10 protein-coding genes and 2 pseudogenes are annotated in these 12698 nt (G+C 61.4%); 11 read left to right on the forward strand and 1 reads right to left on the reverse strand.

Annotation, left to right across the window (positions count from 1 at the left end; genetic code table 11):
* Nucleotides 1–95: 95 nt before the first annotated feature.
* The 5 genes from SB659_RS16965 to SB659_RS16985 all read left to right on the forward strand — a co-directional run bounded on the left by SB659_RS16965 (nt 96) and on the right by SB659_RS16985 (nt 5202).
* Nucleotides 96–1268 (forward strand): acetyl-CoA C-acyltransferase, encoded by a 1173-nt coding sequence (locus tag SB659_RS16965; protein ID WP_410551204.1) that lies wholly within the window; start codon nt 96–98, stop codon nt 1266–1268.
* A complete protein-coding gene (locus SB659_RS16970; protein ID WP_410551171.1) occupies nt 1268–1486 on the forward strand; it encodes a hypothetical protein in 219 nt (72 codons plus the stop codon). Before SB659_RS16965 ends, SB659_RS16970 begins: the two co-directional genes overlap by 1 nt.
* An 815-nt stretch (nt 1487–2301) precedes the next feature.
* Nucleotides 2302–2595 carry a hypothetical protein gene (locus SB659_RS16975; protein WP_410551172.1) on the forward strand — a complete coding sequence of 98 codons (294 nt, stop codon included), beginning with the start codon at nt 2302–2304 and terminating at the stop codon, nt 2593–2595.
* Nucleotides 2596–3124: 529 nt separating this feature from the next.
* Nucleotides 3125–3640: a nuclear transport factor 2 family protein gene (locus SB659_RS16980; RefSeq protein WP_410551173.1), complete on the forward strand. Its 516-nt coding sequence runs from the start codon at nt 3125–3127 to the stop codon at nt 3638–3640.
* Between the two features lie 317 nt (nt 3641–3957).
* A complete protein-coding gene (locus tag SB659_RS16985) occupies nt 3958–5202 on the forward strand; it encodes an amidohydrolase (RefSeq protein ID WP_410551174.1) in 1245 nt (414 codons plus the stop codon).
* Nucleotides 5203–5343: 141 nt separating this feature from the next.
* On the opposite strand, the gene SB659_RS16990 is transcribed toward SB659_RS16985, so the two are convergent.
* Complete coding sequence (locus tag SB659_RS16990) at nt 5344–7692, reverse strand: FdhF/YdeP family oxidoreductase (protein WP_410551175.1); 2349 nt, start codon at nt 7690–7692, stop codon at nt 5344–5346.
* Nucleotides 7693–7988: 296 nt separating this feature from the next.
* Here SB659_RS16990 and SB659_RS16995 point away from each other — a divergent pair.
* From SB659_RS16995 to SB659_RS17020, 6 genes and pseudogenes are all read left to right on the forward strand, one after another.
* Nucleotides 7989–8548, forward strand: a pseudogene (locus SB659_RS16995) (amino-acid N-acetyltransferase).
* Nucleotides 8541–8972 carry an HPP family protein gene (locus SB659_RS17000; RefSeq protein ID WP_410551176.1) on the forward strand — a complete coding sequence of 144 codons (432 nt, stop codon included), beginning with the start codon at nt 8541–8543 and terminating at the stop codon, nt 8970–8972. The pseudogene SB659_RS16995 and the gene SB659_RS17000 overlap by 8 nt, the downstream one beginning before the upstream one ends.
* Before the next feature lie 723 nt (nt 8973–9695).
* Entirely contained in the window at nt 9696–10304 is a 609-nt protein-coding gene (locus SB659_RS17005; protein ID WP_410551177.1) for a hypothetical protein, read from the forward strand.
* Between the two features lie 82 nt (nt 10305–10386).
* Complete coding sequence (locus SB659_RS17010) at nt 10387–10779, forward strand: hypothetical protein (RefSeq protein WP_410551178.1); 393 nt, start codon at nt 10387–10389, stop codon at nt 10777–10779.
* A gap of 4 nt (nt 10780–10783) precedes the next feature.
* Complete coding sequence (locus SB659_RS17015) at nt 10784–11488, forward strand: RES domain-containing protein (RefSeq protein ID WP_410551179.1); 705 nt, start codon at nt 10784–10786, stop codon at nt 11486–11488.
* Between the two features lie 157 nt (nt 11489–11645).
* Nucleotides 11646–12646, forward strand: a pseudogene (locus tag SB659_RS17020) (IS481 family transposase).
* Nucleotides 12647–12698: the final 52 nt, after the last annotated feature.

Consider the following 12698-nt stretch of genomic DNA (forward strand, 5'->3'; position numbering starts at 1 on the left):
AAGAACGGCCACCCGAAGTTACTTCCGGCCGTCTCCACCATCAAAACCCGGAGCATCGATTGAAAACAGAGACTGCCTTCCGATCGGCCGATCCAATGGACGTCGTTATTGTGGGCGCAGCCCGCACCGCCCACGGACGCCTGCTGGGCCAACTGGCACCACTTTCCGCAGTTGAACTGGGCGGGGCAGCTATCGCTGGTGCCCTTGCACAGGCCGATGTCCCGGCAGACATTGTCGATGTCGTCATCATGGGACAAGTACTCCAGGCAGGGGCCGGTCAAAATCCCGCCCGGCAAAGCGCAGTCGCTGCGGGAATTCCTCTGAGTGCACCGGCGGTCACAGTGAACAAAGTGTGCCTCTCGGGACTGTCGGCCATCATCGAGGCCGCCCGAATGCTGCGCCTCGGTGACGCAACCGTAGTCGTCGCCGGCGGCCAAGAGTCGATGAGCCAAGCCCCCCGCCTCGTCGCAGGAACCCGGACGGGGAATGCCTACGGGGCGCTCACCCTGGTGGATGCAGCCGCCCACGACGGCTTGGCCGACGCGTTCGACCACGAGGCCATGGGCTTGGCTACTGACCGTGCGAACTCGGCACTGAGGATTTCACGGGCATCACAGGACGCGGTAGCCGTTAACTCCCATCTACGGGCAGCGGCGGCGCAGGAATCAGGAGTGTGGGCCCAGGAAATCATCCCTGTGAAGGTTCCCACCCGAAAGGGCGTCCGCGAAGTAAGCCTGGACGAAGGCATCCGTCCCGACGCTTCACAAGAGTCCCTGGCCCGGCTGCGCCCCGCCTTCTCCCCGGATGGGACGGTCACAGCGGGCAACGCTTCCCCCTTGACCGATGGCGCCGCGGCAGTCGTGCTGACCACCCGGGACACTGCTCAGAGGCATGGGTGGGACGTCATCGCAGGGCTGCGGGCCCACGGCCAAATCGCCGGTCCTGACACGTCCCTTCCCGATAAGCCCGCTAGAGCCATCCGAACGGCCTTGGAGCGCGAAGGCTGGACAGCCGAAGAACTCGACATAGTTGAGATCAACGAGGCCTTCGCTTCAGTTGCAGCCCATTCCGCTGAACTACTTGGTCTGCCCGATGACCGGATCAACATACATGGTGGCGCCATTGCCATTGGGCACCCAATTGGTGCTTCAGGTGCCAGGTTGGTAGTCACGGCAGTGCACGAACTCATCCGCCGGGAGACGGGCAGGGCCGCGGTTGCACTATGTGGAGGCGGGGGCCAAGGCGACGCCCTGCTCCTGGAACGCTGATGTTCGAGCAATGGAACACCGACACACACCTCCGGCGGACCGTAGTTTGGCAGAGCCATGTAGGGGATATCGTAGAAATCCGCGACAACACCCGCGTTGTCCGCCGGGGGATAGTGGAAGAAGAAATGCCGGACGGTTCAGGCCTGTGGTTGGGCGCAGACGCCACTGATCGCAGGGAGTATTTCCATAAAGATGATGGCTACGAACTTTGGGTCTAGGGCGGAGGGATCCAACAGCAGTTGGCCGAGGGACAGCGTTCCCGGTGAAATGGTGCAGGGTTCACGTGAAAAATCACATTCGAACACTTCACGGTTTCGAGTTGTTCACACCAGCTGCCCGCAGCCGGCATGCTTGTCACCGGCGTGATGATAGGGCCGGGTTCCCGGTTGCTGGCTCCTCATTCCTGGTGGCTCCTGGGCGTCGAAAGTCTCTTGGCTGGATTCGGGTCGCTCGTCGCGGACAGGCAGAACGTCCGGCCGAGGGGCCCGTCTTTGGAAGACTCGCCTTGCGGGCCTATGCGTCGGGCCAGCACGGCCGTCCCATCGGGCTTTCTTTTGGCTCTCGCTGTGGCATCAGCGGCACCACCTGCCACAGCAGATATGGCTCGCGGACTTACCGCGCGATCCGCAGGCTTGTGGAATCGTTCCTTCGATTTATCATAGCCGCGGTCTTTCTGCCCCCATACCTCGCAGCGCGGCGCATAAAGAGGCGACTTCCCGCGGTGGTGATGAACGGTACCTTCTTCCCGTTCAGCACCGGACCAGTGTGCCAATACGGTGGTGCCATGAGGTCATGCGCACCGGTGATACATCTGGTAGCCAGCTCGCCTCCGGGACCCCTATGAACTGATCGTCTGATTGGTGCAATCGTAGAATTATTGTCCGCGTTCTCCGGACATGACGGTCATGAAAGCCTGCCTGCACGCACGCTTTAGAGTGGCCCCAGCAGCAGTCGCCTGGCTGAGGCCCAGCAGGGGGTCGTACCTAACTAAGCCCGGCACCGATGGTGGGACTCACCAGGGAGCCTTGGTCCTGTGGGGCCCGCACGAGCGCGGCGCACCGTCAGCGCTGTAGATGACGACGACGACGGCGACGGAACTGAGTTGGCAGGCCCCCAAGGTCCTTTGCCGGACGCGGGAGCGACGGCGCAAAGTGAGGCCTCGGAAGAACCCGAGGAAGCTCTGCTAGCGGCTCTGGCTGCCGTGTGCGGCAGCGCGGTGTGTCGTTTCACTCCGCCGATCGTGCTCTTGCTTCCCGGGGGAGCTTGCCCACCCGGACTGCTGCACACCGCCAACCAAAGCGGAAGTACCGGGTGCTTCTTCGGTTGATCCGCGGCGCCGGGGGGTGTTCTTGCTCTTTACAAGAGTCCTGCTTTTCATGATCTTTTCTTTTCTCTAAATAGAATAGTCCAAAATGGGAAGTGCGTTATCGCGTCAGGAGTCTGTGTTCCGGGAAGCATTTTTTAGGGATGGGGCCAATTCCCGGAGGAGCGTCCATACCGTCTGTGAACCCCGGAGCGCCGGCATGATTTCTCCCTGCTGAAGGTAACGGATTGGCATGGGGTCATTCTCAGACCGCCACCAACCGCTGGAAGGGGCGTGATGCCCAGTCTTTGCAATGATGGTCAAGCGGTTTGAACGGTTGATCTGGAGCTGCATGATTGCCCCTTCTTTCAGCGTGGCCCTGACTGTGACTGCCTGAACGTCGAATTCTTCTGGGGAGAATCAGGCTGTCCCATGATCTTAAGGAGGTCATAAGCACGAGGCACCGTACGGTTCGTCAAGACTTCTGCATTTTTCTGTACTGATCGCCGAAACAGTCGATTTTCGCTCTCCATGCCACGGGTAGAGTCCCTTCATGGCACCGACTAGATGGCCCGAAATATCCTTTGACGACTACGAGGACGTGCGCAGATTAAAGGCTCGGTATTTTCGCTATATCGACCTTAAGCGTTGGTCAGACCTCCGGACGCTTTTCTCCGACAGGGCTGAAATTTTGGGCTTCAGTTTCTCTCCAGCCGGCCCTGACGCCTTCGTCAATGCCGTAACCGCCTACATGTCGGGCGTGGTATCCATACATCAGGGTTTCATGCCCCAACTTGAGGCTCGATCCAATAACTCGATTCGGGGGATTTGGAGCATGTTTGACCAGCTGACTTGGGAGCCCGAGTCGCGCGAAGAGCAGGGCTTTCATGTGCCGGGTATGTGGGGGATCAGGGGCTACGGCCACTATGAAGAGGAGTACGTCCGGACGGCCGAGGGATGGCGGATCTCATTCTTAAAACTTTCTCGGCTCCGAATTGAGCCGCTCACTGGTCCGCACCACCTAACTGAATTTTCCCTGACGCCTGCAACCGAGGGGTGGCTTGATTAGCCTCAAGGTTTCTTCCTGCCAGATCGGAAATGACCCTTCTTGCGCGGCGGCTACCGATGATCCTCCTAGAGGTCCGGGTTTCCCCGAGGGATAGTTGAACGACGGAGCAGCGACTTTGCTTTGCGTAAGGAGCTCTTCCATCACTAACGCATGAACCGCCGCACTGCTCTTATGGGCATACGCCACGGTGGCCGCCACTTCAGGGTATCTAATGAGTGGTCGGATGATTAGGACCGTTCAAAGGCGGTCGGCCCAACTCTTCAAATGTCTTGCTAGGCGGACGATACTCACGGAAAACAGGAAGGCAAAGCACCGTTATGGCAAGTCTGCACACCACCCTTGCAGAGGGAGTCAAGGAGTGGAAGCTACCTGTCCAGGCCATGGCCCACGAAATCCATTCCAACCCCGAAGTGGCGTTCGAGGAGGTCCGTTCCTCAGAGGCCGCTGCGGCGCTCCTGGCTGAAGGCGGTTTCGAGGTTGAGCGAGGCACTGGTGGCCTTCCTACAGCTTTTACAGCCACCGCTGGGAGCGGCGAGCTGAAGGTGGCACTCTGCGTGGAATACGACGCGCTACCAAACATCGGACACGCATGTGGGCACAACCTGATTGCTGGTGCCTCGGTCGCCGCCGCCCTTGCCTTGCAACCGCATGTAGATGAGCTGGGCATCACGCTGAAAGCCATTGGAACCCCTGCTGAGGAAAGCGGTGGCGGCAAGGCGCTTCTGCTGGAACGGGGAGTGTTTGACGGTATCTGCCTTGCCCTGATGGTCCACCCTGTCCAAGACGGAGTGACCTACAACCCGGCCGGTACCAGCGCCCAAGCGATGGGCAGGTACAGGGCGACGTTCATTGGGAAGGCCGCCCATGCAGCAGCAGCCCCCCATCTAGGCGTGAATGCGGCAGATGCGGCTGTACTGAGCCAAGTCGCAGTGGGGTTATTGCGCCAGCAAATCCCGGGCGACCACCGCATAGCTCTGTACGTAGCCGAGGCCGGACACGCCACGAATATCATCCCGGAACGGGCGGTAGTTGAGTTTGAGTGCCGGGCGTTCACCCTCCGGGAATATGAAGCCCTGCTTGAGCGCGTCCTCGCCTGTTTCGAGGGCGCCGCCCTGGCAACTGGAACAACGCTGGCTGTTGAGCCGACCGAACCGGCATACGAGCCGTTACTCCAAGACAACGCCCTGGCAGCGCACTGGACGGACGCCATGCACACGTTCGGTAAAGACACAACCAGCTCGGCCGGCATGAGCGGAGGCTCAACTGATATGGGCAATGTCTCCCAAGTAATCCCCGTCCTGCACCCCTGGCTGAGCATTCCCGGTGCGAACGTACCCATCCACTCACACGGGTTCGTAGCATTTGCCGATTCACCTGAGGCATACCGGGTGATGTTTGAGGCAGCTACTGCACTGGCGTGGACCATCGCTGGAGCGGCTACAACCCCCGCTGAAAGAGAACACTTCATCAAATCGGCGTATACCCCCAGGCTTCCGCGGCCAAAAACGCGTCCGGTGCCGCCCGCGGACATCCAGGACCGCACTAGCTGCAGCACCAATTAAGGGAAGGAAAGCTACTGTCGCAGCACCGGATTTGCGATCCTTGCCCACCTCCCCTTGCCCCGAACTAGAGAGACCACCCTCGCAGCGACAGTTACACGGCGACCACGGCCAGAGCTCCCCGACTTTCTGTCCTCGGAAGAGTCAGATGTAACTACCCGAGAGCGCCGGTTCCGTCGCCTCTGCGGATTCGTCGTTGTGGGGGATGAAGCGGACGAACATGGCTTTGAAGCCGGGGGTGTTGGACTCCCGGGCCACGTTTTCTTTGTGGACCAGAGCGTTGGCTTCGGGGAAATATGCGGCGGCGCAGCCCTTCGCGGTGGGGTAGGCCACCAGGCGGAACTTGTCCGCTGTCCGGTCGTGCCCTCGGAAGGTGCTGACCACGTCCACGAGGTCGCGGTCCTTGAAGCCGAGCTCGGCCAGATCTTCGGGGTGGATGAGGATCACACGCCGACCGCCGGAGATGCCACGGTAGCGGTCATCCAGCCCGTAGTAGGTGGTGTTGTACTGGTCGTGGCTGCGGATGGTCTGGAGCACCAGGTGACCGTCGGGCGGCGTGAGGTATTCCAACGGGCTGACAGTGAAACGGCCGCGGCCAATGTCCGTCTTGAAGGAGCGGGTGTCGCGCGGCGGGTTGGGCAGTACGAACCCGTTCTTGGTCCGGACCCGCGTGTTAAAGTCCTCGAATCCTGGCAGGACGCGTTCGATGTGGTCCCGGATCACGTCGTAGTCCTCTGCCATGGCTTTCCAATCCACCGGGTGGTCGGGGCCGAAGGTGGCCTCGGCCATGCGAGCCACGATGACGGGCTCGGCTAGCAGGTGCTCAGACACGGGGGTGAGCCGGCCCTGGGTTGAGTGGACCACGGACATGGAGTCCTCCACGGAGAGGAACTGGGCGCCCTTGGGGTGCTTGTCGTCCTTGTCCGTCCGGCCCAGGGTGGGCAGGATCAGCGACGTGCGGCCGTGGACGATGTGGGAGCGGTTCGGTTTGGTGCTGATGTGCACGGTCAAGCCGATCCGCTGCATCCCGGCTTCGAGGGTTGCGGTGTCGGAGCAGGCCAGTGAGAAGTTGCCGCCCATTGAGACGAACACGTCCACCTCGTCGCTGTCGAACGCTTCCATGGCTTCGACGGCGTCGTGGCCGTGGTGCCGCGGGGAGGTGATCCCGAACTCGGTGTCGAGGGCCTCCAGGAGCCATTCGTTGGGTTTTTCCCAGATGCCCATCGTCCGGTCGCCTTGGACGTTGGAGTGCCCGCGGACCGGGCAGGCGCCCGCGCCGGGCTTGCCGAAGTTGCCCTGCAGGAGCAGGACGTTGACCATTTCCTTGATGGTGTCCACCGAGTGCGGCTGCTGCGTCACGCCGAGGGCCCAGCAGAAGATGGATGCCTTGGACCTTATGAGCATGCCGGCGACTGTTTCGATCTGGGCCCGGGTCAGGCCGGTGGCTTTCTCGGTTTCGGCCCAGTCCAGCGTGGCGCGGGCTTGGCGGTAGGCGTCGAACCCATCGGTCTGGGTGGTGATGAAGGAACGGTCTACGACGGTCCCCGGGTTCCGTTCCTCCTCGACCAGGAGCAGGTGGCCCAGGGCCTGGAACAGGGCGAGGTCCCCGCCGACCTTGATCTGCAGGTATTCATCGGCCAGGGGGGTGCCGCCGCCGACGACGCCGGAGACGGTCTGCGGGTCCTTGAAATTGAACAGCCCGGCCTCAGGCAGCGGGTTGACGGCCACAACTTTGCCTCCCTTGTCCTTGCATTCCTTCAGCGCGGACAGCATGCGGGGGTGGTTGGTGCCGGGGTTCTGGCCCACCACAAAAATCAGTTCGGCGTCGTGGATGTCATCCAGGGAGACGGTGCCTTTGCCGATGCCGATGGTTGGGTTCAGCGCCGAGCCGGAGGACTCGTGGCACATGTTGGAGCAGTCCGGCAGGTTGTTGGTGCCCAGTGCCCGGGCGTACAGCTGGTACATAAAGGCTGTCTCGTTCGCAGTTCGCCCTGAGGTGTAGAAAACGCACCGGTCAGCCGTGGTGGCCCGGACGTGTTCGCCGATCAGTTCGAACGCGTCGGACCAGGAAATCGGTGAGTAGTGGGTTTCCCCTGCGCGGATCACCACGGGTTCGCTGAGCCTGCCCTGGTTCCCCAGCCAGTACTCGGTCTTGGTGGACAGTTCGGTAATGGAGTGCTTGGCCCAGAACTCGGCACCGACCGTGCGGAGGGTGCTTTCCTCGGCCACGGCCTTGGCGCCGTTCTCGCAGAACTCGGCCGCCTTGCGTTTCTTGTCCGACTCCGGCCACGCACAGCCCGGGCAGTCAAAGCCGCCCCGCTGGTTCAACCGCAGCAACGACTGCGCGGTCCTGGCCACGCCGGCCTGCGCCACAGCGCGTTCCAGCGCCACCATCACGGCCTTTACCCCGGCCGCCTCGGTTTTCGGCTTGTGAACTTCGAGGTCGTCTTCGTTGATATCTGCGACGGGGGCGGGCTGCTTACCGAACTTCACTGTCTACCTTTCTATGCGCAACACCCCTGGCCGGTATTGCTTTTGATACGTAGCGTCCGCCTGCGGTAAACGGGCCAGAAGTCTCTCAAGGAGAGAGCGAGAAGGCTAGGAACCTGTACGCGCCGACGCTGCGGACGCCTTAAACAGCGCGAATTAGCTCATGCAGAATAGACGCACAGTTGTGCTCCGATATTAGGGAGACGTCTTAGACGTGTCACCGTACAGTTCGTCAAAAGGGGTGCTTCTGGCTGTACAGATCGCCGAAACTAGTAGGGTGGTGCCCATAGGATTGGCCTGTGACAGAGTCCTTCCGCCTCCGGCCTGCCCGCACCAGCGACGTGCCCGCCATCAAAAAGTTAGTTGCCCCACTGGCGGAGCAACGGATTTCGATGGCGAAGGAGACGGTGGCTTACTATGAAAGCCTGCGGGACTTCCCAATCGCGGAGTCCAGTCAGGACGAGGTAGTCGGCTGTGGAGCCCTGCATGTCATGTGGGAGGATCTGGCAGAGGTCCGCACCTTGGCTGCTTCCAACGACTGGCGCGGACAGGGCGTGGGGCACGCGCTGATGGAGAGTCTGTTGGACGAGGCCCGCGGGTTCGGTGTTGCCCGTGTTTTCTGCCTCACCTTCGAGGTGGACTTCTTTGAGGGCAACGGCTTCGAGGTCATGGCTGACCAGTCCGTCGTAGATCCGGTGATGTACTCGGAGCTCCTCCGCTCACACGACGAAGGCGTTGCGAGTTCCTGGACTTGGCCCGAGTGAAGCTCAATTCCTTGGGCAACATGCTCATGAGTCGGTTCCTTCAGCCTGGGACAGGCCAAGCACCTATTCGACTAGTTGGACGCCCACATGCTTGAAACCCTCGATCCGCGCTGTGTCAAAGACGCCATGATTACCTGCCCGAAGACCCTATCGGAGGACAGCAGCGTCGAAGAAGTCCGTAGGTTCTTCGCTGATGACCACGTTCATTTGGCGCTCATCGTGGATCTCAACGGGCGGCTCCTAACAACTTTGGAGCGTTCCGATATTCCTGCGGAGGCCGCGGGTAGCGCAAAGGCAAGTTTTTTTGGGACGATCCTTGGCAGAACAGTAGAGCCGCAACGATCTCTTGATGCTGCCAGCGCAGCTCTGCAGTCAACAGGCCGCCGCCGACTTGCAGTAGTGGATGATGAGGGGAAGCTTCTGGGCCTGCTCTGCCGTAAGCGAATCGGACTTGGCTATTGCAATGATGCAGGAGTTGCTGCTCGCGCAGCCGGATTGGCGAAGTCCACAAGAGGCTAAACAAGCCCGACTCTTGCTCATTAGCCTCTTTGCGCCGGTCCCCTTATTACTAACCTGAACTGGCATGAACGGGTGTTCAGGAGCCGGGAATAGCACCCTGGGCTTGCCGCATGACGGCACTCAACCTTCGGCAAAAAATGAGAATGAGCAAAATGATTCAGTCCCCTAGAACGATCCACCGCGTCGCAACAACGGACGCCTCCCGGAGTGACGATCTTCTAAACTCGGCTGTCGGCAGAACGATCCCCGATGCCCTTGCGCTGAACCATGGCATCAGAGTGACCCGAGTCGGACCAGGAGAATTCACTGTCGAAACTGCCGCGGATGTTGCTTGCGGTTGCACCGTTTATGAGGACCGTTCACGAGCGGCCTTTTAGCGCCGACAAAAGTTTGTCGCTGACAAAGTTTTGGAGCATCCGCCCGCCAAGCTCGATGGCAGTAACAGCAACCCGTAGAAATATGCATTAGATGCAGGAAACCCATGGCACCAAGGTTCGGCGCAGCAGATCCGGATGTAACCGGCGAAGACTCCAAGCCAGACAAAGTGCCTCTGACCCGCGGCAACGTCAGGTTTGTCTATGCACGGGAGTATTCGCAGCTACTTCTACTCCCGTGGGTTAAGAGCCGATAACCGCGATTATGACAAGTAAAGTTGCTATAGCCAATCTGCTTGTCAACAACAGTTGTCATCGCTCATACTGTCACTGTAGCAATTGATGGCTGATGAACGGAAGCGCGATGGGCTGGTTTACCGAGGGCAGCGAGCATGAAGGCTATGTCGTCTGCGTCTTCGCCGATGGCATGTACGGGTCCGGTGGTAGATGGATGGAGATCAACCTGATGACGCCCGACGGCCGGCCGGTCGGGCACGAGACTGATCCAAGCACCGACGCGTGGCGGCCACCGTCGCAGGTGGTTGGCTGGAGGGTCGCCTGCAGCTGTGTCCCGTTCCGGCAACATGTCATCCTGGACCCGTTGTGGACGCGGGTCTGGGATCCGGCCGAGGAGGACGTCGCCGCAGGACGCATCTACGCCGGTCCGCCGGCCAGCGCCGACGCCGCCGATATAGGCGACAGGGAGGACCTGGAGCCGCTGTTCCTGGACGTGTGGCGCCGGCATATCGCCCCGGATCTGGCGCTGCACACCATCGGGACCCTGAGTCGGAGCCTGAAGGACCTCGAAGCCCAACTCGACGACGCCGTCGCAGCCGCGAGGGCGGCGGGCGTCTCCTGGGACAAAATCGGGCGCGCGTTTGGCATTAGCCGACAAGGGGCCCAGAAGCGCTGGGAAACATTGTCCTCCGCCACGGCAGGCAAGGTGGAAAACAACTAAGCCCACGGCCTTGTGATCCAGCATGTGATCTCGCTCGTGTTTGCGGCATTGATATTTGGTGTTGCGCGCGTGAGAATGAAGTATGACTGCAGTGACAGGAGCCCGGGGCGGGCTAAAGGCCCATCAGGACTCGATCCGGCTACCCGAGCCGGAGCTGGTGCGCGATTTGCGGGATCTGTTGGGGGCGAAGCTCGTCGCCTATATCGGTTCCGTGAAGGAAACGCGCGCGGTCCGGCAGTGGGCGGATGGGGAACGGAAGCCCTCCGCGGAGGTCATGCAGCGGCTTCGGACGGCCTACCATGTGGCTGCCCTGCTCGCGGAGCGCGATTCACGGGCTGTCGTTCAGGCCTGGTTCCAGGGGATGAACCCGCAGCTGGACGACACCCCTCCGGCGCGGTTGCTCCGTGAAGGCCAACTCGAGGACGCAGGCCCGCTGGTCCTCGCCGCCGCCCGTGCCTTTGCCGCGGCGGGCTGACCGGGTGGTTGCTGATGAATTAGCCGCGGCCGTAGCCGTGGGACGGGTTTGGCGTGTCGGGTTCCGCCCGGAACCATGGGCATGGAGCGGCTGGGAATGGGCCACCGACGGCCGGTTCCCAGGCCGCTGGGACGATCTCCACGGAAACTTCCGCACCATCTACGCCGGCTCGAGTCTGCTGGCCTGCCTGCTGGAAGTTTTGGCGCATTTCCGCAAGGACGCCAGGCTCAACCTGGAACTTGATGACATCGTCGAGGACGCTGAGGACAATGTCCTGCATCCCACCATCGCACCGCGCACCGTTCCTAAGGAATGGCTTGATGAACGCACGACAGCTTCGGCGGAACTCTCCGGGCAGTATTGCGCGGTGACAGCCTCCAGCACTATCGCTGCCCTGCACCCGCGCTTCATTGGCCTGGCACTGAGCCTGGGACTCGATGATTTTGACGCTGCGGCGCTGAAGGACGCACGGCCGCGGCGCCTGACCCAGGCGGTTGCCTCGTGGCTCTATGAGACGACGAACTTCGATGGCGTGACGTTCATGTCCCGGCACGGAGATGACCTGCAGCTCTGGGCCGTGTTCGAACGCCCGGAAGACCCCGCTGTCACCCCCAACATTCAGGACGTGGAGGTCGAGGATCTGCGGCACGATAGCCCGGCACTGCTCACCGCCTTCGGCCTCCTGGGCCTCCAATGGGAGAACGACTAAGCGACCCGGAAACCTTGCGGCGCCTCCCGGATTGGGGCTCCCTAGTTGTAATGTCCCGGCTGGTTGGTGACACGGGACTGGAATTGACGCAATAAAGAGGACCTCCGGGTGTTGTGTGGTGCTTGTCGAGAGCAAACACGCAATCCAGGAGGTCCTTGTGTCCCACTCTAACGCGATCCTTGCCCTTGCCGGTCGCCTGAAACTGGCCCGGTGCGTGGCGGATGGTCACTTGCCGTTGCGCCGCGCCGCGGAACGCTTCAATGTCTCCGTGCCGACAGCTGCCCGCTGGGCGAGACGTTACGTCGAACTCGGGGAAGCCGGCATGTTGGATCGTCCCAGCCGACCTCTGAGCTGTCGCCACCGCAGTTCAGTGCGTATAGAGCATCGAGTCGTGGGCCTTCGGACGTCCAAGCGTTGGGGGCCGGCCAGGATCGCCTACCACCTGCACTTGAACATCTCCTCGGATTCATCGGATCCTGCGCCGCTACCACTGCCCGTCGCTGCGCTATACGGACCGTTCCGCCGGGATCAGAATCCGCCAGGAGCGCGCCCGTCGCTATGAGTACGCCAGGCCCGGGGAGATGATCCACGTTGATGTGAAGAAGCTCGGCAGGATCCCCAGGGCGGGGGCCACCGGAGCCTGGGCCGCGTGGCGGGAGAGGCCAACGCGCGTGCCCGAAACCTGGCTGAAGGCGCCCGTAAGAACAGGGGTCTGCTCCGTGGTTTTACGTTCATCCACCATGCCGTCGATGACCACTCCCGCTACGTCTGCTCAGAGATCCTCGCCGATGAGACCAAGGAAACCGCCGCAGCCTTCATGTGTAACGCGATCTCCGCGTTCGCCGCGCACGGTGTGAAGATACAGCGGGTACTGACCGATAACGGCTCCTGCTACCGGTCTCGCCTCTTTGCCCAGACGCTGACGGAGGCAGGTATCCGACACAAACGCACCAGACCCTACCGGCCCCAGACCAATGGAAAGTAGAACGATTCAACCGCATCCTTCTGGAGGAATGGGTCTCCGCCCAGGCCTACACCTCAGAAACCGAACGCCAGGGCTGCTACCCGGACTTCATCGAACACTATAATCAACGCAGGCCCCACACCGCGCTCAAAGGCGCCTCCCCTGCCAGCCGTGTCACCAACCAACCGGGTTAGTACACCTAGTGCGCTGATGGTACCCATCTGCATGTCCGACATTCGATGCCGC

The organism is Arthrobacter sp. SIMBA_036 (assembly GCF_046535135.1).
Taxonomy (GTDB): Bacteria; Actinomycetota; Actinomycetes; order Actinomycetales; family Micrococcaceae; genus Arthrobacter.